The organism is Rathayibacter sp. AY1F3 (genome assembly GCF_002931975.1).
Taxonomy (GTDB): Bacteria; Actinomycetota; Actinomycetes; order Actinomycetales; family Microbacteriaceae; genus Rathayibacter.
Window position 1 is genome coordinate 34,654 of record NZ_PSVF01000021.1, and the last position, 23,239, is coordinate 57,892.

Below are 23,239 nucleotides of genomic sequence, written 5' to 3' on the forward strand. Positions count from 1 at the left end.
TGCGGAGGAAATCGCGAGCACTCCATCCGGTCGCCCCAACCGCACGACCAAGGGAAGAGCGGGGACGTCGCTTACCCTGAGCTGGTGGGGACATTCTCGAAGGCGCGAAAAACGGTCGCGATCGCAGCATGCCTGATCGTCGTCACGGGATGCACGCCACAGCCTGAACCGCCGGCTCCGCCTCCGGTGTCCACAGACAGCAGCTCCGACGCCGCACTGACCGGTGACCTTGGCGTGGCAACGTTCACGGGCAGCAATGGGACGGCCGGCACCATCCGTTTGAGTGCGGCTGACGGCCGGCTGGCTCTGGCATCAGACGAGCTAGAGATTCCCGCCGCGACCACATCTTCCTCAGGTTTCGTCGCGGTCATGGCGGCGCTGAGTCCGGTCGATGCGACGACCACCTGTTTCGACGTCGACTTCCCGATGCGTCTCGCGGATGGGGAGTCAGGGAAGCCCTACAAGGCGTGGCGGAACCTCGCAGAGTTCCGCGGCGATCCAACAGCGATCGATCAGCTCGTCATCACCACCAAACCGCAGAACGATTCCGACTGCTCGATGAAGATCATTGCTGTCGCTGACGTCCAATGGAGCGTGAAGCCTCAACGCAGCGATCTCGTAGCCAAGGACGCCGGCCCACGTGCAGCAGCGCGTGGCGAGACGACATCGACGGACGGAACGCCGACGTCGTACACGGTCGCCCGCAATGACCTCGCAGAGGACGTCGCGGCACGATTCGGCATGACGGCCGATGACCTGTTCTACCTCAACCCGTTCCGCTTCCCTTCAGACGAGATTCTGCGCGTCGGTGAGAAACTGAACCTCGCCGTCGCTACGCGATGACCTCCCGGCGGGGCACTCGCACGCGCGATGGCCTAAGCGGCTCGACCGGTCACAGGAGCGACCGAGGACCCCGGAGCTGACCCCGCCCGAACTCGCTCTCCACCGTGGAGCCGCTGCGTCAGAGGGCAGCCAAAGAGGTCGTGGGGGTCCCGGTGGGCGATCCCCTTACGGGACGCCCTCTAACCCGTTCCCGTACGGGACGATGCGAGCGCTAGTCTCCTCGCCGTGATCATTGATCTAGAGCCCGGCGACGCGCGGTGGGCGGCCGCTCTTCTCGTCCTCCGCGAGCTGCGCCCCCATCTCACTGACGAACTGCTCGAGCTGGTACTGCGAGAAGGCGCGCCCCAAGGTCTCCGCTTCACCGCCCTACTGCAAGACGATCGCTGCGTGGCTGTCGCCGGCTGGCGAGTAGTCGTCAACACGAGCGCCATCAGGAAGCTCTACGTCGATGACCTCTCCACCGCCGCCGCCGAGCGATCCCACGGTCACGGCGCGGCACTCCTAGCCGCCCTAGCGGAGCGAGGCCGGGAACTGGGGTGCAGCGCGATCGAGCTCGACTCCGGCGTGCAACGCTTCGAGGCGCATCGCTTCTACCTACGCGAACGGATGGACATCACCGCCCATCACTTCGCTCGACGGCTCGACCAGTAAGTGCAACGGGCTGCCTCCCCGCACCGTTCAGCAGGGGACCGCCACCGGACGCCGGATGTCAGTAGGTAGTTTCACCGTCCGGACGACGATCCCGTTACGGGAGGTTCGACCGGCGCTGCCCTCCGGATCTCTACCGAAGGCCGAGTGCGGGACATCAACGGTTTGATGACGTTTGCGGCGCTCGTGATGAGAGCAGGAGCGCGCAATGCTTCACTGACCTGCATGAGGCAGGGACGGACAGCAGGGCTGACATCCATTGTCGTCGCGGCAGGCATGGTCTTCAGCGTTAGCGGCTGCGCCGGCGTGACTTCGAGCTCGGCCGGATCCTGCGCCGCAAAGGCGGTCGAGCTTCAAGAGTCGACCTTGCAACCAGACGGAGTGGTCCGGCTCAGCGCCGACTTCATCTGGGAGACGTGTGAAGACACCGGAGGCACGAGCCGCGCAGCTTCGGACGTCACGGTGACCATCACCCCTTCCGCGAGCGGCGAAGAGATACTCCTCGGCCGACCGATACCGAAGGGCGAACGATCCACTGTCAACGAGTCCTTCGACCTCCCCGCCGACCTGCCCACCGGCCCCGCTGTTCTTGCCCTACGCTCACACAGCGGTGACCCGATCGAGATCGAACTTTCTCTCGAGATCACAGCACCGCCAGCCACCTGAGACGGGCCACGAATCGGCACCTCGCCAGCCGTTCAACCGATCAACCATCTCTGCACGACGACCAGGACGGTCATAGATCAACCGCTCCCGCCCGCGAAGCAGTATGTCGCTCCCAAGAGGGGCATACCTCTTCGTCTGTCACCTACGCCGGAAGGCTTGGTAGAGCGCACCCACAAGGATCAGGGGACCGATCACAAGGAGGACCCATGTTCTCGGGTCTTCGTTGGCGCGAGTGCACACGCCTGGCGCGTTCACGTAGTCCATACAGCTCCCTGATAGGTCGCTTGAGAGAAGAAACCCCGCCACGAGGACGATGACCGCGAGAGCAATCCAGCGCCACCTGACGCGACGCTTCACTGGTTCACCCGCGACCAGAACGTTTGTCGGAATGAGGGGTGATGGTAGAAGGAGTTCGCACTTGAAACGCCGCGACCTCCTCGAGCATCGAACCCGACTGCAAAGATCGGGGCTCCTGCCGACGCGAACGAGAGCAGTCGAGTTTGATTCTGAGTCATCCGCTCCCTGCCTCTCTTATCCAGTCGAAGCTCCTCGATCGTCGTCACCGCACACCAGGACTGTCAATGAAGACGTTTTCGCTCAGCGGCGTCCACGTCTCTTCGACTCTCCCGCCGTCCGGGACGACATGGAGAGTGTTCCGGTCGACCGTGGAGTCGAACCCGCCGACGCCGCAGCTTTGGTTCCATGTGTCCTCGTCAGCGAAGCTCGTCAGGCACGTCGTCTCCGGATCGCTCGTGCGCGCCAGGAACAGCGACCGGTCGCCGACTCGGCCGACGAGCCGGGAGCTGGTCTCGTCCATTTTGGACGAGGAGGCCCGCGGGGGCAGCGTCGGGAACGTATCGGCGTCGGTCGCCGCCCGGTCGAGGTCCGCGAAAGTGAGCGGCGGCCGCTCGGCGGTGGTGAAGCACCCGCTCAGCGAGGCCGCGCCCGCGGCAGCGATGGCCGTGATGGCGAGGGTTCGAGCGGTCACCCTTGCGATGCTGCGCGGTCGACTTGTCCAGGTCACGAGGTCAGCCTAGGAAGCGCGGGGCCAGGACGCGCCCTTTCCGGAAACTAGGGTGAGGGGATGTTCCCCGAGCTTGGCACCGCGTTCCTCGCGGGCGCGCTCGCTCTGCTCTCCCCCTGCGCTGCACCGATCCTCCCCGGCATCGTCGGCGCGCTCACCTCGACAGGGGACGGACGGGCTCGACCGTCTCGACAGGTGTGGTCGATCCTCGCGTTCGCGGTCGGGGCCGCTCTCGTGCTGATCGGATCCGTGGCGCTGCTGCTCGCGCTCGGCGCGAACGTGAACCTCGCCCGGCCGCCGTACACGTTCATCGCCGGCGGACTACTCATCGCCGCCGGCCTCTACTCCCTCGGCTTCCTCCGGATCCCCTGGATCACGAAGACCTCCACCCCAGTCGGCTCGGCCGCGAAAGCACTGCTGCTCGGAATCAGCTGCGCCGCCGTCTGGTACCCCTGCCTCGGCCCATCCCTCGCCATCGCCTACGGCCTCGCCTCCAACATCGACACCGTGGGACTCGGCGTCGCGCTGGGGTTCGTCTACTTCCTCGGCATGCTCACCCCGCTGTTCCTACTCGGACTCGTCCTCGCCCGCGCAGCACGCTCACGCCGCTGGCTGCGCCGCATCGGCGCCTACGCCAACAAGGCCGTCGCCGTGCTCCTCATCGTCATCGGCGTCCTCGTCATCACCGGGCTCTGGAACTCTGTGTCGCTGTGGATCGTGGACAACTCGAGCTGGTTCCCCACCCTCTGACCCTCAGGTGGGATCGCCGCGCTCCAGGCCTGGAATGGTTTCGCTGAACGATCGTTCATCAGAGCGAGTGGGGGCGCGGCGGTGGCCTTCGCTTCGACCATGTGGATCTAGCTCAGGTTCTCCTTCGAGTCCTATGGTGAGCGCATGAAGCGACTCGCTAAGTCAGGCCCGTTGGTTGGATGGACAATCGCATCGCTCGGCGCTGCTGGTGCCGCCGCGTTCCTGGTGCATTGGAGCTCGTGCTTCAGTGGCCTGAACGAGGGTTGCTACAGCGCCACACAGTCGGACTTCACGTGGATCGCCACGACGATCCTCTGGGCCATCGCCTTCCCGCTCGTGATACTCGGCGCCCTCGTGCTCTCGCCGGGACGACCCGTCACACTGATTGGTGTCGGGCTCCTCCTGGTCATCAACCCCCTCACCGACCCTGGAGCGTTCTTTCTCCCGTGGGATGTCGCGGACACTTTGCCCTTCACCGGCGTCGCCACGTCGCTGGCTGCTGTGACTGCAGGTCTCCTCCTGGCCAGATCTTCCCACCGAGCCCGTCGGCCCGATCACAGCCGAGTCGGGAAGCCAGCGCCCGCTGACGTCGCCTACTGACCTTCGATCGGCTTTGCGTCGTCCCGTTAGGGGATCCCCATACGGAACGGGCAGCCTCGCGCTCTTCGCTCCGTTGATGAGAGCCGGTGCTCTGGAGTTCAGGCGAAGTAGGGTGAGCGAAACGCGACGGGGGACGCCATGGGCCACAAACGATCGACCTACGGATTCAAGATCGGTGCGGCCTCGGTCGCGCTCATGGCCCTTCCTCTTCTCGGCGGGTGCGCGCAGGACACCACCGTCTACGACGACCCGACCGTGTACTCGGACTACGACAGGGCGCAGCAGGAGCAGGACGCACTCCCCTCGCTCGGCAGCGTCGGAGACAAGCTCGATCCCGACTCGATCCGGTTCGCCGGGTCCGTCGAGGGCCTCGACTTCTACTTGGCCTTACCTCGCGAGGGAGCCGGACACTGCGTCATCGTCAACGAGGGCGACGAACCGGTCAGCGGCTGCGGCGAGAAGCTGTCAAAGCAGAACGACTGGACGGTACAGATCCACCCCGACGACGCCGTACCGGACGACGCCACCGGCGACGGCTGGACCCAGCTCGGCAAGAACCTGTCGGTCCGCGCAAGCTGACAGCGGGAGGGCTCTCTCGCTGAACCACGGCACCCGGCGGAGGTCGGCCCGGCGACTTGGTGATCCGCAGAACGATCCCCATATGGGACGGAGCTGAGCGGGTAGCGTCACCGGCATGACCTCGGGTTCGCGTCACCGCATTCGAGTTGCTGCCGCGCTCACAACCGGAGCGGCGCTGCTCACCGCCGCCGGCTGCGCGCCGGCGGTGCAGACGTCGGGATGCCCGGGCTGGGCGTATTTTGGATCCGCGGAAGCCCGCTACGAAGTCGCCGAAGCGGTCATCACGACTGCCTCCCCTCGCGCCTCGGGAACTCAGAGCGTCTTCAGCGTCGCAGCATCCGCATACATGGTCACCGTGGATGAGACAGAGAAGGGACCGTTCATTGCAGGAGAGACAATCCGCGTCGTGTCGATGCCTGATGCGTGCAGCGGCACCGACCTCTACCCGGACGGAGACCCGATGGACACCGACCAGCCCCTCCGCCTGTACCTCAGTTCCGGGAACGGATTCTGGGCGACGCTGACTCCGCTCGAGGGCGCTGAACCGATCGAGGAATAGCCCGCCAGTCGATTCCCTTACGGGACGATGCGCAACGTCACTGCGTGACAGAGTTGAGCCGTGGAGCGCTGGTTGAACGACGATCCCACGCTCCGACCGCTCATCGAACGCGGGTTCACTCGTTCAGGTGACTCGGTTGTACTTCGGGCCTACGCCGCCTCTCGCCTCCGGACGGCTCCGCCGTCCGATGCTTGGGGAGTGGAGTGGTGGGTGAATAGCATCCACTTACGCTCGAACCTTCCGGCCGCCAACGTATCGTGGCGGGAGCAGGTGGTCGCACAAGGATTGTTCCTGATCGACGGGCTGCTCCCCCGAATGGTTCGACTCTCGGCGGGCCGTGCGGCTCAAGCCGTCCTGTCGCTTCAGTCGTCGCCAATCTCTGTCGACCCCGAAGCCGACTTCGCATCAGGGTCTGTCCATTTCACGCTCGTCCGCAGCGCAGTGGAAGACGCTCGAGCAGTGGAAGACGCTCGAGCAGTTCAAACGCGGTCGATACAGCCCGTCATGGTTGTCACCCTCGACTCGATCGACGCCTCGACTAGAGACAGCGACGCCTCCTGACGCGGGCCCAGGATCGGAATCCTTCGCCTACTGGGCGGACCGGCCTGCCCCTGCGACCGAAGCGCTGAACGATCCCAATCCGGGACGCGAAGCGCGGCTGCGATGATCAGTCCATGCATCGAACAGTAGGCATAGTGGTCAGCCGGTGACACCACCGCAATCAGACGCGAGAACGGTTCGCGCGAGGATCCGTCTCCGTCCAACCAGCGACGGCGGCCGAAAGGCGCCCATCGGTCTCGACGGAAGGTACCGACCTCATGTCGTCGTCGTCGGCGGCGACGGAACGCATCTCGGCGTGATCGTGCGCAGCAGCGAGGCTACTGAAGTCGATCCCGGCGAGACGAGCGAAGTGACCCTTCAGCTTCTGTACGACATCGACTACAGCTCCCTCAGCGCCGGAGCGGCCTTCACTATCGTTGAAGGCCCCAAAGCCATAGGTGACGGACAAGTCCTCTGAAGCAGTCGCCTCGGTAGGCCGCCATGCTCTGAAGACACGATCGAGCGCGTCGCCCGCAGAACTGCGCCGCAGCGTCCGCTGCGATGCTCGGCCGCACCGCGTGACGACCCGGTGATCAATCCCCATACGGGCCAGCCTCGAGCACCCCGATAGTTACAGTGGGCGCATGAAAGCAGAGCTGCACGATCCGCGCGACCAAACCTTGCAGGTCGACGGTCCGACGTACCGCGTCCACTTCTGGTCCGAAGACGGCACGTCGAACCAAGAGTGGGAGCTTTCAGAAACCGACCTTGACGAGGTGCTGGCCTGGATCCCGAAGCGAGCTCACGGCCGGCCCCATAGCCTCTGGGTAGTTACCCGCAGCGACCAGGACGTCTGCCTCATCCGTCTTCGCGGCATCGACCTAGACGCGGCCGAGAGTTACTGGCCAAGCTGGGCGGCACGCACCTACTCAGCCGAACCCAAGTGAAGCGCTGACCGATCCCCTTGCGGGACGCGCGTGGTGGGTGGTGTCCGCCCTACTCTGACGGGTTGGAACTGCGGACCGCGAAGACGCTCGGCATCCTCGCGATGGTGGTCGGGACCCCAGTCGCCCTTCTCACACACACGATCGGCTGGGTTCAGACCGGCTGGGAACCGGGCGCCGTGCAGTGCCAGAAGAGCGAGTACCCCGACGGGATCGATCTCTACTCCAGCCGCGTGTCGGGCGAGAAGATCCTCTACCCGCTCGGCCTGTCCTGCACCTACGCAGCCAGCGAGACCTCACCAGGCATCACCATCCGTCACTACAGGTGGGACGCCACCGCCCTCTTCACCGCAGCCGCCGCACTCGCTCTCGCGGGAACCGTCGTCGCGCTCAGAGCCGAACGCAAGCAGGAGCTCATCACCGAGTCGCCGGAAGACCGAGCGACGACATAGCGCAGCGCCCCCTCTGCCGCTCAACGATCCCCTTACGGAACACATGATCGTGGAGTGCTGAACGTTCTGATTCATGGCGTGTTCACCGACGTGCCGGACCATGATGCTCATGGAAACACGAGAACTGGCATGGGGGATTCTGGCGTGGCCGGCCGTTGCGGTCCTCGCGCTGCTGCGAACAGCGGGCAGCTGGGATGTATCGGGCGGGTCCGCAGCAGGGCTCATCGCGGGCACGGCAGCTGCGTTCACTGTCGCGGGCGCACTCCTGTGGCTTCCCTCGAGTCTCTGGCTCGACCGGCGGACACGCCGCTTCCCGCGTGTCGGGCAGGCGGCCGCGTTCCTGGGTCTGGGACTCGTGATCGGCGCCGCCGCCTCCACCGCACTGGTACTCGCGTCGGGAAACGCGACCTGGCCCTCCTCCGCGGGCCTCATCACGGAATACGCAGTCACGGCAGGCATCGCCTCCCTCCTCGGCCGGCTCCTCGCCACCACCCTTCGCGCGAAGAAGCTGCCGATCGTTCCGACGGCGGCGAATCGCGTGAACCGCTGAACGATCCCCCTACGGGACGGCACAAGTCTTCGCACTCGAGGGGACTTGGCCAAGGGTGCAGCGATTTGCAGCGCTGCGGACACTTCTTGGTATGAGCGTCACTGATGAGCAGGACTGGGCTCGCGTCGTAGCGGGTGAGGGTGAGGCGTTCGGTCGCATCTTCGACCGGCACCGCGACCGCGTCCGCCGGCACGCGCTCGGGCTCGCTCCGACTCCTGGGGAGGCGGAGGACGTGGTGTCGTTGACGTTCCTCGAGGCGTGGCGCAAGCGCGAGCGGATCCCATACGGGACGGCCCGGGCCTAGTTCAAGCGTCGCGGAGCATCGACCGAACAGCCTCGAGCGTGAACCCCATCGCCACGGCGAGCTCGTCCTCGTTGGCACCGAGAAGAACAGCGGAGCGCGCAGCAGAAACGACCCTCTCCCTCCCACTGGATCCCGAGGGCTGGCTGCGAAGAAGTGCACTCTCCTCCGACGCGCGCACGAGCGCTGCCTCCGCTTCACTGCACAGAAGCCTCGGCGGCTCGTTGAGATCGATACGCTACCCACGCGCGGACGGCTCAGTGGCTTCATCCATGTCCCGAAGCTACCCAACGTCGACGTCGAGCACCGCCGCCGCACCCCGACAGCCTCGAGCGCTGCGGCAAGCTCGACATCCGGCAACATGCGCTGATCCTCCCGGACGCCCGGCCAGCGATCCCCATATGGGACGCGACGCTGGGAACGTCGAGGAGGATGGCTGTTATGCCAGTCGTCTTCGATGGAACCGTGTGGACGCACTACTCCCAGCTGCAACTCACAACCGGCGCTGCGTCGGTTGAGGATCCTCGTGATGCGTTCGACGGACAAGAGAATGGGCTGTGCGGAGCGAGCTTGCCCGGCGCCCTCTTCATGCGGACAGGTATCCACACCGGGTACGTACAGGTTCGAGTCAGCACGTTGGACACAGCGCCTGAGCTCGGCTTGTGGGAGGAGATCGTCGAGGCGAGCTTCCAGCCCGAAGGACCGGATGCGGTGCTTAGCGGATGGTCTGGGGACTCCGCCGCGTCGTTCCAGCTCACGGCGTCCGCCTATCGGGCCCGGTGGTGCGCTTCCGGCATGGAAGAGGGCCGGCGACAAGATGTCGCCGACGAAGCGCATCCGGCGCCTGACCGGTACGCGCTGTATCTGTGGCCGGCGCCTGCCTCGGCGGACGCGGTAGTGCGGCGAACCTCGGCAATTGCCGCGTACTGGCACAACGACGCCTCTCCGCGCAGCTAGCTTCACCAGGGCGATCGCTCGTTCGGTGAACGATCTCCAGCAGCGATGCGGGTGAGAGCGGCACACCTAGACTCCTGCGCATGACTGCTTCGTCATCCGTGGACGTGTCGCGGCGCCGACGTCGTCCGGCTCGTCGCCGCCTGTCCTTCTTCGGCGTCTTGGGTGAGCTGCTGATGACCGTAGGGGTGCTCGTTCTGCTGTTCCTCGCCTGGCAGCTGTGGTGGAACGATGCGGTGATCGCAGGGCGGCAGGAAGATCAAGCGGCCGAGCTGCGCCAGAGCTGGGGCGATGACGCGCCGTCCGCGGAGGCGCCGTCCGAGCCGACCGCTGAGCCGGCCGTCCCCGGTGACCCGGTGATCGCGCCGGTCGCAGCTCTGGACACCACGTTCGGCAACCTCTACATCCCCCGGTACGGCGAGGGGTGGGTGCGCACGATCGCTGAGGGCGTCGACGCGGAGAACGTGCTCGACGTGGGCAGCATCGGCCACTACCCGGGAACGCAGATGCCCGGCGAAATGGGGAACTTCGCGATCGCGGCGCACCGCTCCGCCGCCGGCGGAGGAATGCACCTCATCGATGAGCTGCAACTAGGTGACGCGATCTACATCGAGACCGCCGACGGCTGGTACACCTATCGGTTCCGGAACCTCGAATACGTGCAGCCCTCCGAAGTGCAGGTCATCGATCCGGTCCCCTGGACGAGCGACGTCGTTCCGACGGATCGTCTGATCACGATGACGAGCTGCAATCCGCTGCTGTCGACCGCGGAGCGGATCATCGCCTACGGCGTCTTCGAGTCGTGGCAGCCCCGCTCCGCAGGAGCGCCCGCCGAACTCGCCTCTTCCCTCGCGACCTGACGTCCGGCGTCGGCGCTGGCACCGCGACGAGGGCGGCGAGCCGGTTTCATGCTGCGGCAGACGTTTGCGGGTCGGGTGGACATGTACAGGATGAACCCGCTTTCGAAGGAGCCCGTCATGACTGCCGCCCCTGACCGAGACCCCCTGGACGTCCTGCTGAATGAGTCCAGCCCCCGCACATCGACAGTGACGGACGACGTCGCCGCCGAGCTGGCCGAGCTGCAACAGCTCGCGGCGGCAGAGGCCCGCGTCAGCCGCCACCGCTGGGCCCGTCCTGCGGTCGCCGGAGTCGCTTCGCTGGTACTACTCGGTGGCATGGCGACAGCGGCCGCCGCGGCGACGGGCGCGTGGTCGCCGTGGGCGGAGACGCCGGACGCCTCGATCACCTATTCGCTGCCCAGCGGTGTCCAATGCGAGGAGCGCATGGGAGACGTTCAAGGGACCGATCCGGCGGCCGTCGCCGTAGTCGAGAACTTCTACCAGACGACCGACATCGACGCTCTCCTCAGCGACGGTGCGCTCGAGGAGACCGTCGCGCAACTGCGCACCGAGGACCAATCCTTCATCAACGCTGACGGATCCCGCACGTCGGCCGGCTACGGCACCGAGTTCTACAACGCCGACCGGGAGTACTCGACCGCCGTCGGGCGCATCATCAGCAACGCTCTCGACGCCGAACTTGCTGCGCAGGACGTCGCCGTCGACGCCGCGAACCTCAGCATCGCCGGCGAGGCCCACTGCCCCGGAGCGACCTGGTGACCCGCCAGAAGTCCGATGAGGCGGAGCGACTCAGTGAGGCTCTGCGCGTCGCCTCGCCCGACCTGCTCAAGTACCTGCAACGCCGCCTCCCTCTCGAGGACGCCGCCGACGCGCTCGGGGACGTCATGCTCACCGCATGGCGCCGTGTCGGCGCCCTCCCCCGCACCGCGGAGGAGTCGAGGATGTGGCTCTTCGGCATCGCCCGGAACGTCCTCTCGAACAGCACCCGCACTTCGAACAGACGAACCGACCTCTCCGGCCGGCTCCGCGGCGTCCTCGCGACCGCTCCCACCGAAGGACGCCCCGCCGACGAAGGAGTCGACGTGCGCGACGCGATCGCCAGGCTCGCGCCAGAACAGGCCGAGCTCGTCCGCCTCATCCACTGGGACGGCTTCTCCATCACCGAAGCCGGACAACTCCTCGGCTTCCCCGCGTCCACCGCACGCACCCGCTATCAACGAGCACGAGAAGACCTGCGGTCAACCCTGGCGGCATCACCAGCACGCGACGACGACGCCAAGCCTCTTCGAGCGGTCCGCTGAAAGCGTCCCGCTGATCGATCCTCCTACGGGGCGAGGCGGTCGCGGGGTGGAACACTCTGCGGTAGCTTCACGACCGGGGGTGGTCATGGTGGAAGTGCTTAAGGGCGTGAGCCTGCTCGCGTCGGGTGTCGTGATCGCCTTCCTCTGCTCGGTGTCGGGGTTTCAGGCCGGCGTTCGTGCGGACCTGGATCAGACCGGGGGCCAACTCAGCCCGGTCCTGCTCGTGGGCTTTCTGATCGGACTCGTCGTGTCAGCCGTCGGCGCGATCGTGCTCTACCGGTGCTACGAGCGTGCCCGCGGCGTTCGCTAGCTGCTAGCCGTAATCCGCAGCCGGGGCGTCACGCGCTGTGGACACGCGGCCTGTGGCGATGCGGTCGAGAAACGGAGACTTCGCTGACGCCTCACGCGACAGACCGACGGGGGCCGCCGGTGCCGCCCTGCTCTGGGCCGCGACGCACAGCGCGGGCGAGAGCAGCACCCGCCCGCTCACCGGCCACTGAATGACCCCTGTGCGGAACGACGAACGGGCGGGCGCCCCCTAAAATCAGCGCTCGTGCGGTTTCGCCCGAATATCCAGCTCCGTTTCGGCATACTCCTGCCCGCAGCTCTGATCTGCGTGCCGGCAGCGACAGTATGGAAGCCCGGCCTCGCGCTGGACGAGCAGCTGGTCTTCATCGTCATCTTCGCGGTCGTCATACCGCTCGCTGCGCGGTGGGTTGTTTTCAGCGGCGTCAGCCTGCGAGAGAACGACCTCACCGTCCACGGGGTCTGGTGGTCCCGACGCGTCCCTCGCGACCAGACCATCCGAGTGCGCCAAAAAGCCGGCTCGATGGTCCTGCACTGGCGCGACCGTCACGGCCGCATCCGGCACACACCGATGATCGCCTTCACGTCCGCATCCAACGATCCCTCATGGGCCGCAAGTCACAACACTCACGTAGCTCGAGCGGTCAACGACTGGATTGCCGGCGGAGACGGGCGCGGCGCGGGTCGCAGAGTCAAGGACAACTAGAACCTTGCGTGCCGGTGAACCATCCCCATATGGGACGCCGTTCTACCTTGCGTTGCGCAACCGCAGACGATCGACGGTGACGCCGACCGCGACGGTGACTGCGGCGGCGACCAAGCCCCATCCGAGCCCGAGCGTGAATGTTCCCCTGCTCGGGTCAGCCCAGTTCTCGATCTCCGGGCGTCTGGCGAAAGCAGCAGCGTTGAGCTGGGTTGCCACGAAGGCGACAACAAGAGTCACCAGCGCAAACACCACCAGCGAAGCCAGAACCCACATCAGGAGCTGCCGACGTCGACTCCGCGCGTTCCCCGGAACAGTCATGTGCTGAGCGTACGAACTGAACCGCCGCGGCGCACTAGCCGCAGTGCAAAACATTAACGATCAACCGGCCATCCTCCGTCTCGCACCGAAGGAGCAAAGCGTCCGGTGGTCGATCCCCATACGGGAGGCTGCCTGCCGACGAGAGATCCGGCTCAACCGTCTCGACGACGCACTCTAGACACTCGTATACGAACTCCAGCTCCGCGCTTCGCTGGCATTTTGCTGGGCACGCTCGAGTCGGAGCAGCGTGGTCTCTCCTACGATCAGGTCACACCCGAGCCCTCGGGTGCCTGAGAGGTTGGTCGATCGGAATGCGGCGGAAGTCAGTGGCGGTCACAGCGCTGGTGGTCCTGGCGGTAGCAGCGCCGATCACGGCCTGGAGCGTCCTCTGGGAGAACACGATCTCGTCAGCGCGGTGCACAGTGGCGGAAGTCATCGACATCCACGCCCGCTACACCCCGAAGTTCGAGGTCGAGACGACTGACTGCGGGACCCTTTTTCTCTCGGGTGGAAACGGGGCGTCAGATCGATGGGTGATGGAGCAGGCGCAGGCACTGACCCCCGGGGCCAGCTACGACTTCGTACTGAAGGGGTGGAGCTGGTGGATCTATCAGCGTTCCATCGTGTCGATCGCATCAGCGTGATGGTGACGCTCGCTGCCGAAGTTAATCCGGCTGACGTCTACCGCTCCTGAGAGCGTCCTGCGGAACCATCCCCTTACGGGATGCTGGTGGGATGGATGAAACCATGCTGGATGTTGTGACGGGGATCGCTCTGCCGGCGGCCGCGATCGTGATTTCGACGCTGGTCGCCGTTGGTCTAGCAGCGTCAGAGCGGAAAGCCGCGGCCACCGCTCGGGTAGAGGAACGAATCGACGCCGCCTTCGTTCGCGCTCTCACTGCTCTCGCGATCCTGAACACGATCAACCTGCGAGCGGAGTCGGTTGCGGAGCCGCTGCGAGAACTTCGCGTGAGCCTCACCCTTCTAGAAGCACTGAGCACACACGCGGACGGCAACCTCCTAGGCGAATGGTTTGAAGCCGAACGGGTGGCAGGAAACGAGCAAGTGGCCGAGTCGATGCGCCGGCTCCAACTGGTGCCGTCTCCGCTGCGCACGGATGCCGACGTAGAACGCGCTCTGGCCGCGGGCGGTCCCGTGAACACCTGGGCGCGCGACTTCGCGAACCGCCTCCGCGACTGGCACCGTCGAGGCGCGTCCGACGACGAGATGAGGGCGCACATCGCGTCAGCCAGGGCGCTGCACCCCGGGACGAGCGCGGTCTAGATCACACGGCAACGCGGACGTCTCGTCGTGGACACGTCCAGCCTGCGGTGAGAGGGTGAGGGCATGTCGAAGCCTCGGACCAAGCTGGCGCGTGCCGCGCTGATCAGCAACGGCATGGTCTGGTTCGGGTTGTCGCTGATGCTCTTCTCCATCGCCGGCGAGCAGACCTATGCGGCCTTCAACGGCACGTGGTTGAACGTGCTCGGCTGGTCGTTGATCGTCCTCGTCGCCGCGGGTCTGGCGGTGGTCGGTGTGATCGAGAACCGGAACATCCGGGCGGGGAAGAAGTTCAAGCCGCGTCCTCGCAGCTGACTCCCGCTCGAGCGCGCGGCCGTTCCACGTGCTCGGGTGGGGGGTCGAGGGGGCTCTCCCCCTCGTGGGCCGGCGCCGCCGGTCCGCCGCCCTCTAGGCGCCCACGTCGGCCTCGGGTGCGACGATGGGAGCATGTGGGAACTGGCACACCGGACGCGCGCTGAATCGGCATCGACGGTGGTGCAGAGCAACGCGGCGACGTCGGCCGCGGCGATCGCGGAAGTGCGCGCGGCGATGCCGGAGGATCACGTCATCCTCTACGTGCTCCGGATCGGCTGAGCGGTCGCGCTACTCCGCTGCGGGCGCAGCGCTGCGGCGCGGTGCGCGCTGCGTGGTCGTCGTGACGACGGCGGTCGCGCGTGTCAGGTTGGGGCCGATCGCATCAGCTTCGAGGACGCGGCCGGTGCGGCGGTTCTCACCCTCACCCCAAGAGACGGTGCGCTCGTAGCCGACGACGATCACGGCGTCTCCCTTGTGGAGGGAGGCCAGCACGTGCTCGCCCAGCTCGAACTTCGCTTCCACGAAGTGAGTCGTGGGCGCCTCGTGCGGGGTCCATTCGCCGCCGCGGTATTCGCCGGTGTTCTCGATGACGCGCAGCTTCACGATCTGCACGCGGCCCGCCTGCACGGCCTCGGGGTCGGTGGCGAGGTTCCCGGTGATCGTCCTGGTGCTCATCTGTCGTCTCCTGCTCGTGCGGTTCGTGGGTCCCGTCGCCGTCGACGGGCTCGGGGTCGCGGGCTCGGCCGCGGGGGTGTCTGCGGGCTCCTCGGTGGGCAGCTCGATCCCCCAGGATGCGAGCGCTTCGCGCCGGGTGATTTCCACGGGCGGCTCGGACAGCGCTCTGCGCTGTTCGAGCTCGGCGCGGGTGACGTGCTGCCCGGGTATGCGGCGTTCGTCGCCGTAGGCGGCGCGGTAGAGCCGGTCGGCGTCGTTCTCCAGCCGGTCCACCTCGGCCTGCCGGTCCGCGAATCCGGCGAGGTAGCCGGCCCGGAACTCATCACTCGGGATCTCGCCGCTCATGCGGCGTGCTTGTCGATGAGGTCGGGGCGGAATCCCGACCAGTGGTCCTGATCGCTGGCGACGACGACGGGGGCGGCGGAGTAGCCCAGCTCCTCCATGACGTACTCGAGCGCGGCGGGGTTGGTGGTGAGGTCCACGACGTCGTACTCGATGCCTTTCGCGTCGAGGGCTCGGTAGGTCGCGGTGCACTGCACGCACGACGGCTTCGAGTAGACGGTGAGCATCAGTCGGCCCACCCGTCCGACTCGTCGCCGCGGTGTGGGTCGTGCTCGTCGTTGAGTCGGGTCCAGGCGTGCAGCTCGGCCCACTTCTGGGCGGCGTCGTGGTGTCCTGCCTCGGTGAGGAGGTCGATGATCGGCGTCGCGCGCGCGCAGGTGAGCGTCGGGGCGATCGCTTCCGCGACGGCGGGGTCCGAGAGCGTGGCCGCGAACGTCGCCACGGCCGCCTGGTAGATCGCCACCGCGTCGGGGGTGGCCTGCTGCTCGCTCATCGCTCCGATCCTCCCTCAGCGTGGTGCCGATCGCCCTCGTCGTCGTCCGTGGCGTGCTCCGCGATCCACAGGTCCGCGGCCTCGTCACGTCCGAATGCTCGCAGGAGTCCGGCCAGCGCGTCGACCTCGGCACAGCTGAGTCGGACGGCCAGGTCGTCGGCGGTGTCCCCGTGGGAGAACACGGAGGCGAACTCGGCAACCGCGTCGAGGAGGGTCGGCTCCTCCGCCGCGGGGCTGGTGGTGATGGTGTCTGACATGGCGTTTCCTCCTCGATGGTGGTGCGGGCTACTGCTGGGTGCGGGTGAGGGTGTCCACGAACATGACGCCCTCGGTTCCGGGGATCGTGGCGGTGTGCGCGAGCGCCCAGCCGTTGCGTGCGTGGGCGGCAAGGTCCTCGTCGCGCTCCGCGATCTTGCGGAACTGGGTGCGCATCCCCTCCTCGGTGGCGGCCGGGACGAAGGTGCTGACGGTCGTGATCTGCTGCATTTCTCTTCCTCTTCCTCATCGTTTTTTTGCCGTGATTCTCAATCAGGTTTGTCAAGCCAGCGGGGGTGGTCTGGCTCGGTCGTTCTTCCTTCTCTCCCAGCGTTTTTTTGCCTGGAAGGCACGTAGTGCCGAGCAGGGTCGGAGGCGGGAGCGCAACCCGGGGGGGCGGCGGAGGAGAGGTTCTCGGCGCGATGTGAGGGAGCGCAGCGACCGCGTGCCGAGAACGTCGGAGGAGCCGGCCGCGCAGCGGCTTGCGTGGACGCCGGAGGCCCGTACGCTGCCGAAGGCTTCCAGGTAAAATGCGCGCAGCGCACAACGCCGCGTCGACCGGAGGTCGGCGGCCGCTGGCTCGTCGGCGTTCGCGGGCCGCGATGCTCGGGAGCAGATCGGAAAGGTGGTGTCTTCGGGCTGGAGGGGCTCAGCGAGAGGATGATCGGAGCATGATGATCGAGGTTCTCCACATCGACGACTGCCCCAACTGGAAGGACGTCGGCCCTCGCCTGGACGAGGCGCTGGCAGCCATCGGCCACTCCGGCGTGCCCGTCACCTATCGGCTCCTGGCGACACCGGAAGACGCGGCCGGCGTCGCCTTCGCCGGTTCCCCGACCATCACTCTCGACGGGGAGGACCTGTTTCCCTCTGACGGTCGAACCACGGACCTGGCGTGTCGGATCTACTTCACGCCGACCGGGTTGGCGGGCCTTCCGACCACGGAGCAACTCAGGGAAGCGATCTCTTCGCGTGGACGCTGATTCCTCTGTTACCTGCTCCTGCTGCGGGCGGGCACGGCGCCGGCGTCAGGTTCACGCACTCAACGGCGGCGCCGCGTACGTGTGCCGCCGATGTGGGCTTTGGATAGCGCTGCGTCCAGGCAACGACTTTCCGCGCGGCGCCTCGAGATCGCCGCACTGAGACGCCGGTGCAGGCGTCGGGTTGTAGCGAGTCTGGTCTCGAATGATTGCCCAGATGACGTTGATGCGCCGGCGCGCGAGAGCGATCAGCGCCTGCTTATGTGACTTGCCTTCCTGGCGTTTGCGTTCGTAGAACGAGCGCGACACCGGGCAGGTTCTCGCGGCGATGAACGCCGCTTGGAAGCAGGCGTTCAACAGCCGCCGGTCGTATCGGCGAGGCCGGTGATGGTTGCCGGAAATCCTCCCGGAGTCGCGAGGAACGGGCGCGAGACCGGCGAAGCTGGCCAGACGATCGGGGGTCTCGAACGCGGCAAGATCGGCGCCGGTCGCGGCGAGGAAGTCCGCGGCGAGCCGTCGCCCGAATCCCGGAACCGACTCCAACAGATCCGCGGAGGTATTGCCCTCGAGTGCGGCGTCGATCTCAGCCTCGAGCTCCGCAAGCTCGTCTCGGATGCGAAGCAAGTCGTGCGCGGACCGGCTCACGAGCCGAGCAGCGGCCGCCTCACCGATGACGACCGAACTCTGCTCACTGGCCGCCTCTACCGCGACTTTCGCGACGGCGGCAGATTTCCAGCACCCCTGCCCCTTCAACCACGACGCCAGCCGGCTCTCCCCCATCCGCCGGATCGCGGACGGCGTCGCGTACTGGGTGAGCAGCACCAGAGGGCCCCTGGTCGTCGCGTAGTTGAACGCACCCTCGAGCGACGGAAAGTAGTGGACCAAGATGGCGCGCAGCCGGTTCACGGCGCGCGTGCGGTCGTGCACCAAGTCCTCACGGCGCGCCGAAAGCAGGCGCAACTCCGCTGTGACCTCGTCGGCCTGACGCATCAGCGACACGTCCCGGCGGGTCCGCGCCTGGTCGGCGATGATGACCGCGTCCTTCGCGTCCGTCTTCGCCTCGCCGCGGTAGGCGCCCGAGGCGTGGTGCACAACGCGGCCTGAGATGTAGAACAGCGGCTGCGCATGGGCGCTGAGCAGCGTCTGCAGCAGTCCCGTCCCGCCGTGGTTGAGGTCCGTCGCCCAGGCGACGTCGGTGCCGCCCGGCAGTGAGGCGACGTCGCCCATCAGGGTCAGGATCGCCGCTTCTCGGTTCTTGAACCGCTGGGAGAGCAGCTTGGTTCCGTTGGCGTCGATGACGACGCAGTGGTGTTCGGTCTTGCCGGCGTCGATGCCGGCCCAGAGTTGGGGCACGCAGGGTCCTTCCGTTGAGGGGTGCGGTGCGCCGTGAACGACCTTGCCGGCATGTCCTTACGGGGCGATCTGGTCGCGTTTCTCAATGAGCGGTCCTGCCGTTGCGGGGTCCCGGGCGGCTAATCACGGCGTGCCGTCAGGCGGCTGAAGGCGGTCAGCCATACCCGGAACCCCTGGCGCGTTCCGGAGCCTACAACTGCCCGGATCCACGGAAATAACGGTAAGGAAGGCGGTTTTCCGCCTTAGCAACCGGAGGGCGCAGTGCAACCCGCAGGGCGAGGGGGGAGAGAGTTTCGGCGCGAAATAAGGGAGCGCAGCGACCGCGTGCTGAAAGTCTCGGAGGAGTCGGTGGCGCAGCCACTTGAACGGAGCCCGTAGGTAGCTACGACCGCAGCGAAGCGGAGGGAGCCGCCGAAGGCTTCACGGCAAAAAAGGGTGTGAGCCCGCAGGGCGACCAACGGCGGCCGGCGCAGCCGGTCGACCTCCGGGCGTCGCTCCGTCGACGCTGCGCGGGCGGAGCTCGCGCCCCGCCGCCGGCGGAACATCGGGGAGTGTGAGGGGGTCGCCCCTCACGGGCCGGCCCGGTCCGGGGCGGCCCGCGCCCGCGCTCAGAGGGTGAGGGTGTGCAGGATCAGGACGGTGGAGCCGATGGGCTTTCCGAAGTCGGTGTAGTCGAGGGTTTCGCGGCGGTTGCTGATGAGGTCCAGGGCCACCAGCTCCTCCTCGGACTCATCGCTCATGCCGCCCGGGTCGTCCTCCCACTCGCGGAGGGTCTGACGATCGGCGTCGAGGACTCTCCACAGCCCCCAGACGTGGGCGACGGGGCCGGTCGTCTCGTACTTGAACACGAGGGCGGTAGCGGTGGGCCAGGCGTGCGCGGCCGCGGCGACGATCAGCGCTCGCGCGGCCGCGGCGATCGCGTCGAGGTCGCCGGTCGCGGTGGCGGCGGCGACGGCGGCTTGCGCATCGCGCAGCGCCGGGGTGTGTCCCCACACGTCGACGTCGACGGCGGGTGTCGTGGTGGTGGTCATGGCGGGCCTTTCTGCAGGAGTCGGGAGCGGGGGTGCGGGGACCGGCGGATGCCGGTCCCCGCGGAGCGGCTAGCTGATCCCGGCGGCGTTAGCCGGGGTGCTCTCGCCCGTGACGACCTGCTCGACCGGGGAGAGCGCGTACCCCCACGCAGCGAGCTGGCGGAAGTGGGCGGCGGCGCGCTCGTCGCCGCGTCGCCACGACTCCTTGCTCGTGTTCGCCTCCTGACCTCCGAGCACGACGGCCAGCGCGACCAGCCGGGCCTTCGCCGGGTTCGCCTCGACCAGCGCGGCGAGAGCGTCGGTGCGGTAGCCGGAGGGGCGGTCGATGCCGAGCAGCGTGTGGGCGAGGTCGCTGCCGTTGCTCATCCCCGACGACACCGCAAACCGGTGCGCGGTGAGCCCGAGAGCGATCACCCGATCCGCGTCCTTCGGAAGCGTCTTGCGGCTGAGGAACGTGGCGATCCACTGGCGGCGGACCGTCTCGGCGGCAGTCCACGCCTTGTTGTTGGCGATGAGCACCTTCCGCTCGGCGGACTTCTCGACGCGCTCCTCCTCCGCCTCCTCGGGGGTGAGCGCCGCGGCGGGCACGTCGCCGCGGTAGGCGTAGGTGAATCCGGCCTCCGTGGGCTCCTGCACGAAGTGGGTCACGTCGATGTCGCCGTTCCAGCGGGTGTCGATGAGAGCCCCGCGAACCGGGATCGCGGCGATGTGCTCGGCGGTGACCTGCTCCCCGTCGGCGGTGCGGAGCTTGCGGAGGGCGACCCACGGGCTGCCCTCGCCGTAGGCGTCGGAGCGGGTGAGCACCTGGAAGTCGTTCGCGATCTGCTCCTGCTCGACGGCGGCGAGGCGTGCCTTCTCCGCGGCGTCCTCGCGGAGGCTCTGCGCGGTGTGCTCGAACTGGGTCGGGTCGTTGGTCGCGACCTCGATCAGGTGGGCGCGGGCGTCGGCGTCGTCCTCGAACTCCAACAGCACCGCGGCCTGGTCGAGAGTCAGCTCGTGCTCGTGGAGAACGGACGTGACGGTCGCGGACTCCGCGACGGCGAGGCCCTTCTTCACCGCGTCGGTCTTGGTTCCGGTGCGCTTGGCGATCTGCGAGGCGGTGATGCCCTCGAACGCGAGCTGCGCCCAGGCGGCGGTGCGATCCGCGGTGCTGAGTTCGGCGCGCTGGTCGTTCTCGATGATCTGCTGAATGATCCGGTCCGCGGTGGTGTCGTCGCCCTCCACGACGTAGACGGGGACCGTGGCGACTCCGGCCTCGCGTGCGGCGAGGGTGCGGCGCTGGCCTGCGCGGACGATGACGTTTCCGTGCTCGTCGCGGCGGGCAAGGATCGGGGTGATGACGCCGTTCTCGCGGATCGACGCGACGAAATCGCGTGTCACGGGGGCGCTGGTGCGCACGTTCGCCTCGATGACGAGGGTGGTCGGGTCGATGTGCTGAACGGTCCCGGTTCCGGTGGTGATAGTCACGATGGTTTCTCCTTGATCGGTGTGCGACCATTGAGGCGACGGGTCCCGTGGTGCTTCATTCACTACGGGGCTTTTGTCGTCTTCCTGATCGTTTTTCTTTGCCTCTCCGGCGAGTGAAAACCAATTGAGTGGAGTCGGCGGAGTGACGCCGATCACGGGCGAAATAAGCCCGCAGGGCGCGTCCGGGATCGGTGGCACGTAGCCGATGGAGCGAGATAGGTTGAAACCGCGGAGAGGTGAAGAAAACGGGGAATCCTGCCGCGTAGCGGCTCCTGCTGGCGGTGCTCCGTCACCGCTGCGCGGGCGGAGCTCGCGCCCCGCCGAAGGTGGAACACCGGGGAGCGCGAGGGGGTCGCCCCTCGTGGCCGGCCCGAAGGCCGGCCCCTCCCCCGCTGGGTCAGTTCCAGCTCTCGGTCCAACCCTCGGGCGGGACGACGGCGTGCGGCTCGCCTGCGGCGTGGAGGTAGTACAGGGTGCTGCTGTAGTCGTCGTCTCCGCGGGTCATGCTCATCTGCTGGTGCTCGGCGTCCGTCTCGGCGGTGCTCCACCTGGTCGACACGTCCACGGCGTACAGGTCGCCGGAGTCGGTGACGAGCTGGCCGCATGCGGGGCAGCGCAGCGCGGGGTACGTCTCCCCGTCATCGGTCACCGTCTCGACGGTGAGGAAGGGGGCCGCGGCCCACACCTGCTGGTGCAAGCTCTCGATCGTGGCGAGCATCGCGTCTGCGGTCGGGACGGGCGACAGGAACGCGATCAGCGCGGCCGCGTAGTCGCTTCCGTCGTCGGTGACGGGGAACCCGCCCGGGCATCCCTCCCCGGGCAGGGTCAGGGTGTTGCGGACGTGCGCGAGGATTTCGGCGTCCGTGGCGGCGGCGTCCTCGTCGGACTCCGCGCGGCGGGTGGTGAGGATGAGGGCGAGCTGTTCGGCGCTCGCGCGGCCGGTGTCGGTGGTGGTCATGGTGTGGTCCTCTCAGCGGCTCAGGAACGGGGCGACGCGGCGGATCGCTGCGCGGCGGGCGTGGGTGACGCAGTGGCGGAACGAGCCGCTGGTGATGCCGTGCAGCTGGTCGGAGTGCCACGCCTCCCAGACGCCGGAGGGACGACGGGTGACGAGCACGGAGGGCGTCGTCTTGGGGTCGGTGCCCACGACGCGGATGCTGACCGCGCGGGTGTTGGCGAGCGTGAGATAGGTCTTGGCCGTGGTCTGCAAGTCGGTGGCGGTCTGCATGGTGTGGGTGCTCCCTCTGGCTGATCGTTTTTCTTTGCCTCTCCGGCGGGGAAAACCGTTTGAGTGGAGGCGGCGCAGTGACGCTGATAGCGGGCGAAATAAGCCCGCAGGGCGCGTCCGATAGCGGCGGCACGGAGCCGGTGGAGCGAAATAGGTTGAAACCGCGGAGAGGTGAAGAAAACGGGTGGAATGGGCCGCGTCGCGGCCTCCGATCGGCGGTGCTCCGTCGCCGCTGCGCGAGTGCAGCTCGCGCCTCCCGGAACGGGATGCCCGGGGAGTGTGAGGGGGTCGCCCCTCACGGGCCGGCCCGGGGGCCGGCCCTCGCCTGCTCAGCTCGCGGCGGCCGTCTCGGTGGCGGCCTTCTCGGCGGCCGCGGCGCGGGCTGCTTCGACCTCGGCGGCGGTGTGGTGTCCCTGCACGTCGGCGTAGTTGACCTTGTAGGGGCGGGTTCCGTCGTTCCAGTCGAGCGCGACGGTCACGCTCTTGGGGTTCACGCGGGTCACGATGTGCCAGCCGAAACGGTGCTTGATCATGTCGCCTTTGGCGATCGTGTCGCGGCTGTGGATCGTGACCTCTCCGGCGGCGGCCTGGGCCTCGCGGACGGCGGTCCAGTAGGCGTGCTCGTCCTCGAGCTGCGCGCGCTGGGTGATCAGCCGCTCCCGGTAGGCGCCGGTCGCGGGGGTCGTCGTCTCGATGTAGCCGCCGCCGAAGTTGTGCGAGTTGCCCTCGATCTTCCGGCTGTACCCGCGGATATCGGTTGCGATCCGCTCGATGCGGCGGGCGACCATTCCGGGCGCGTACCGGTGATCGGTGGTCCCTGCGGCGACGTCGGCGCGGGCGCGGGCGCGGGTGGCTTCGCGGTCGGCCTCGACGCTGCGGCCCATCGCGTTGTGGGCCTTCTCGATCGCGTTGCGGTGC

35 protein-coding genes and 1 pseudogene are annotated in these 23,239 nt (G+C 67.3%); 23 read left to right on the forward strand and 13 right to left on the reverse strand.

Translation table 11 applies throughout. The features are described 5' to 3' along the window. The first annotated feature begins 84 nt into the window (after window positions 1-84). The 3 genes from C5C39_RS12690 to C5C39_RS17285 all read left to right on the forward strand — a co-directional run bounded on the left by C5C39_RS12690 (window position 85) and on the right by C5C39_RS17285 (window position 2,157). Entirely contained in the window at window positions 85-843 is a 759-nt protein-coding gene (locus C5C39_RS12690; protein WP_146079335.1) for a LysM domain-containing protein, read from the forward strand. A gap of 225 nt (window positions 844-1,068) precedes the next feature. Beyond that, window positions 1,069-1,494 carry a GNAT family N-acetyltransferase gene (locus tag C5C39_RS12695; RefSeq protein ID WP_104234413.1) on the forward strand — a complete coding sequence of 142 codons (426 nt, stop codon included), beginning with the start codon at window positions 1,069-1,071 and terminating at the stop codon, window positions 1,492-1,494. Window positions 1,495-1,638: 144 nt separating this feature from the next. Next, window positions 1,639-2,157 carry a hypothetical protein gene (locus C5C39_RS17285; RefSeq protein ID WP_146079334.1) on the forward strand — a complete coding sequence of 173 codons (519 nt, stop codon included), beginning with the start codon at window positions 1,639-1,641 and terminating at the stop codon, window positions 2,155-2,157. Between the two features lie 559 nt (window positions 2,158-2,716). Here the strand turns inward: C5C39_RS17285 and C5C39_RS12700 are convergent. Next, complete coding sequence (locus C5C39_RS12700; protein WP_104234412.1) at window positions 2,717-3,145, reverse strand: hypothetical protein; 429 nt, start codon at window positions 3,143-3,145, stop codon at window positions 2,717-2,719. 96 nt (window positions 3,146-3,241) lie between these two features. Between C5C39_RS12700 and C5C39_RS12705 the strand changes: the two genes are divergently transcribed. The 15 genes from C5C39_RS12705 to C5C39_RS12760 all read left to right on the forward strand — a co-directional run bounded on the left by C5C39_RS12705 (window position 3,242) and on the right by C5C39_RS12760 (window position 12,583). Then, a complete protein-coding gene (locus C5C39_RS12705) occupies window positions 3,242-3,931 on the forward strand; it encodes a cytochrome c biogenesis CcdA family protein (protein WP_104234411.1) in 690 nt (229 codons plus the stop codon). A gap of 144 nt (window positions 3,932-4,075) precedes the next feature. Further along, window positions 4,076-4,531 (forward strand): hypothetical protein, encoded by a 456-nt coding sequence (locus C5C39_RS17290; RefSeq protein ID WP_146079385.1) that lies wholly within the window; start codon window positions 4,076-4,078, stop codon window positions 4,529-4,531. 138 nt (window positions 4,532-4,669) lie between these two features. Further along, the gene (locus C5C39_RS12710) at window positions 4,670-5,110 is read left to right on the forward strand and encodes a hypothetical protein (protein WP_104234410.1); all 441 of its coding nucleotides are present in this window, start codon (window positions 4,670-4,672) and stop codon (window positions 5,108-5,110) included. A gap of 115 nt (window positions 5,111-5,225) precedes the next feature. Continuing rightward, on the forward strand, window positions 5,226-5,669 hold the full coding sequence (locus C5C39_RS17295) for a hypothetical protein (RefSeq protein WP_146076925.1): 444 nt from the start codon (window positions 5,226-5,228) through the stop codon (window positions 5,667-5,669). Between the two features lie 856 nt (window positions 5,670-6,525). Then, window positions 6,526-6,687: a hypothetical protein gene (locus tag C5C39_RS17560; protein WP_181027273.1), complete on the forward strand. Its 162-nt coding sequence runs from the start codon at window positions 6,526-6,528 to the stop codon at window positions 6,685-6,687. A gap of 166 nt (window positions 6,688-6,853) precedes the next feature. Further along, window positions 6,854-7,156, forward strand: a complete 303-nt coding sequence (locus C5C39_RS12715; protein ID WP_104234409.1) for a hypothetical protein — start codon at window positions 6,854-6,856, stop codon at window positions 7,154-7,156. A 62-nt stretch (window positions 7,157-7,218) separates the two neighbouring features. Then, window positions 7,219-7,605: a hypothetical protein gene (locus C5C39_RS12720; protein ID WP_104234408.1), complete on the forward strand. Its 387-nt coding sequence runs from the start codon at window positions 7,219-7,221 to the stop codon at window positions 7,603-7,605. Window positions 7,606-7,705: 100 nt separating this feature from the next. Further along, a complete protein-coding gene (locus C5C39_RS17300; RefSeq protein ID WP_146079377.1) occupies window positions 7,706-8,155 on the forward strand; it encodes a hypothetical protein in 450 nt (149 codons plus the stop codon). Between the two features lie 91 nt (window positions 8,156-8,246). Continuing rightward, a complete protein-coding gene (locus C5C39_RS12730) occupies window positions 8,247-8,459 on the forward strand; it encodes a sigma factor (protein WP_104234406.1) in 213 nt (70 codons plus the stop codon). Between the two features lie 438 nt (window positions 8,460-8,897). Next, complete coding sequence (locus C5C39_RS12735) at window positions 8,898-9,413, forward strand: hypothetical protein (protein ID WP_104234405.1); 516 nt, start codon at window positions 8,898-8,900, stop codon at window positions 9,411-9,413. A gap of 80 nt (window positions 9,414-9,493) precedes the next feature. Continuing rightward, window positions 9,494-10,270, forward strand: a complete 777-nt coding sequence (locus C5C39_RS12740; RefSeq protein ID WP_104234404.1) for a class E sortase — start codon at window positions 9,494-9,496, stop codon at window positions 10,268-10,270. A 117-nt stretch (window positions 10,271-10,387) separates the two neighbouring features. Continuing rightward, window positions 10,388-11,029: a hypothetical protein gene (locus C5C39_RS12745; protein ID WP_146083935.1), complete on the forward strand. Its 642-nt coding sequence runs from the start codon at window positions 10,388-10,390 to the stop codon at window positions 11,027-11,029. Next, window positions 11,026-11,571, forward strand: coding sequence for an RNA polymerase sigma factor (locus tag C5C39_RS12750; RefSeq protein ID WP_104336190.1), 546 nt, complete (start codon window positions 11,026-11,028; stop codon window positions 11,569-11,571). Before C5C39_RS12745 ends, C5C39_RS12750 begins: the two co-directional genes overlap by 4 nt. Window positions 11,572-11,656: 85 nt before the next feature. After that, window positions 11,657-11,881, forward strand: coding sequence for a hypothetical protein (locus C5C39_RS12755; RefSeq protein ID WP_146079300.1), 225 nt, complete (start codon window positions 11,657-11,659; stop codon window positions 11,879-11,881). 243 nt (window positions 11,882-12,124) lie between these two features. Continuing rightward, a complete protein-coding gene (locus C5C39_RS12760; protein ID WP_104353527.1) occupies window positions 12,125-12,583 on the forward strand; it encodes a hypothetical protein in 459 nt (152 codons plus the stop codon). A gap of 42 nt (window positions 12,584-12,625) precedes the next feature. On the opposite strand, the gene C5C39_RS12765 is transcribed toward C5C39_RS12760, so the two are convergent. After that, complete coding sequence (locus C5C39_RS12765) at window positions 12,626-12,901, reverse strand: hypothetical protein (RefSeq protein ID WP_146083936.1); 276 nt, start codon at window positions 12,899-12,901, stop codon at window positions 12,626-12,628. Between the two features lie 326 nt (window positions 12,902-13,227). Between C5C39_RS12765 and C5C39_RS12770 the strand changes: the two genes are divergently transcribed. The 4 genes from C5C39_RS12770 (at window position 13,228) to C5C39_RS17565 (ending at window position 14,776) form a co-directional block, all read left to right on the forward strand. Next, window positions 13,228-13,545 (forward strand): hypothetical protein, encoded by a 318-nt coding sequence (locus C5C39_RS12770; protein ID WP_146083937.1) that lies wholly within the window; start codon window positions 13,228-13,230, stop codon window positions 13,543-13,545. A 91-nt stretch (window positions 13,546-13,636) separates the two neighbouring features. Beyond that, window positions 13,637-14,185, forward strand: coding sequence for a hypothetical protein (locus C5C39_RS12775; protein WP_104353530.1), 549 nt, complete (start codon window positions 13,637-13,639; stop codon window positions 14,183-14,185). Window positions 14,186-14,248: 63 nt separating this feature from the next. Then, a complete protein-coding gene (locus C5C39_RS12780) occupies window positions 14,249-14,497 on the forward strand; it encodes a hypothetical protein (protein WP_104353531.1) in 249 nt (82 codons plus the stop codon). Window positions 14,498-14,629: 132 nt separating this feature from the next. Beyond that, window positions 14,630-14,776, forward strand: coding sequence for a hypothetical protein (locus C5C39_RS17565; RefSeq protein WP_181136379.1), 147 nt, complete (start codon window positions 14,630-14,632; stop codon window positions 14,774-14,776). A 9-nt stretch (window positions 14,777-14,785) separates the two neighbouring features. Here the strand turns inward: C5C39_RS17565 and C5C39_RS17570 are convergent, their stop codons facing one another. From C5C39_RS17570 to C5C39_RS12810, 5 genes are read right to left on the reverse strand one after another with little or no spacing between them, the layout of a single operon-like run. Then, the gene (locus tag C5C39_RS17570) at window positions 14,786-15,517 is read right to left on the reverse strand and encodes a single-stranded DNA-binding protein (RefSeq protein ID WP_181136380.1); all 732 of its coding nucleotides are present in this window, start codon (window positions 15,515-15,517) and stop codon (window positions 14,786-14,788) included. Then, a complete protein-coding gene (gene nrdH, locus C5C39_RS12795; RefSeq protein WP_104268997.1) occupies window positions 15,514-15,744 on the reverse strand; it encodes a glutaredoxin-like protein NrdH in 231 nt (76 codons plus the stop codon). Before nrdH ends, C5C39_RS17570 begins: the two co-directional genes overlap by 4 nt. After that, on the reverse strand, window positions 15,741-16,007 hold the full coding sequence (locus tag C5C39_RS12800; RefSeq protein ID WP_104353533.1) for a hypothetical protein: 267 nt from the start codon (window positions 16,005-16,007) through the stop codon (window positions 15,741-15,743). The genes nrdH and C5C39_RS12800 overlap by 4 nt, the downstream gene beginning before the upstream one ends. Further along, window positions 16,004-16,264 carry a hypothetical protein gene (locus C5C39_RS12805; protein ID WP_216848815.1) on the reverse strand — a complete coding sequence of 87 codons (261 nt, stop codon included), beginning with the start codon at window positions 16,262-16,264 and terminating at the stop codon, window positions 16,004-16,006. The genes C5C39_RS12800 and C5C39_RS12805 overlap by 4 nt, the downstream gene beginning before the upstream one ends. A 28-nt stretch (window positions 16,265-16,292) precedes the next feature. Then, the gene (locus C5C39_RS12810) at window positions 16,293-16,493 is read right to left on the reverse strand and encodes a hypothetical protein (protein WP_104277728.1); all 201 of its coding nucleotides are present in this window, start codon (window positions 16,491-16,493) and stop codon (window positions 16,293-16,295) included. A 440-nt stretch (window positions 16,494-16,933) separates the two neighbouring features. On the opposite strand from C5C39_RS12810, the gene C5C39_RS12815 reads away from it, so the two are divergent. Beyond that, window positions 16,934-17,245 carry a thioredoxin family protein gene (locus tag C5C39_RS12815; RefSeq protein ID WP_104353534.1) on the forward strand — a complete coding sequence of 104 codons (312 nt, stop codon included), beginning with the start codon at window positions 16,934-16,936 and terminating at the stop codon, window positions 17,243-17,245. A 51-nt stretch (window positions 17,246-17,296) separates the two neighbouring features. Here C5C39_RS12815 and C5C39_RS12820 read toward each other — a convergent pair whose 3' ends face one another. The 6 genes and pseudogenes from C5C39_RS12820 to C5C39_RS12845 all read right to left on the reverse strand — a co-directional run. After that, complete coding sequence (locus C5C39_RS12820) at window positions 17,297-18,595, reverse strand: IS110 family transposase (RefSeq protein ID WP_258075835.1); 1,299 nt, start codon at window positions 18,593-18,595, stop codon at window positions 17,297-17,299. 608 nt (window positions 18,596-19,203) lie between these two features. After that, on the reverse strand, window positions 19,204-19,626 hold the full coding sequence (locus tag C5C39_RS12825) for a hypothetical protein (protein WP_056045796.1): 423 nt from the start codon (window positions 19,624-19,626) through the stop codon (window positions 19,204-19,206). Between the two features lie 69 nt (window positions 19,627-19,695). Beyond that, window positions 19,696-21,093 carry a ParB/RepB/Spo0J family partition protein gene (locus C5C39_RS12830; protein WP_146083938.1) on the reverse strand — a complete coding sequence of 466 codons (1,398 nt, stop codon included), beginning with the start codon at window positions 21,091-21,093 and terminating at the stop codon, window positions 19,696-19,698. Between the two features lie 397 nt (window positions 21,094-21,490). After that, window positions 21,491-22,051 (reverse strand): hypothetical protein, encoded by a 561-nt coding sequence (locus C5C39_RS12835; protein ID WP_104353536.1) that lies wholly within the window; start codon window positions 22,049-22,051, stop codon window positions 21,491-21,493. A gap of 12 nt (window positions 22,052-22,063) precedes the next feature. Beyond that, a complete protein-coding gene (locus C5C39_RS12840) occupies window positions 22,064-22,321 on the reverse strand; it encodes a hypothetical protein (protein WP_055794438.1) in 258 nt (85 codons plus the stop codon). 329 nt (window positions 22,322-22,650) lie between these two features. Next, window positions 22,651-23,239, reverse strand: a pseudogene (locus tag C5C39_RS12845) (DUF3560 domain-containing protein); the annotation flags it as partial.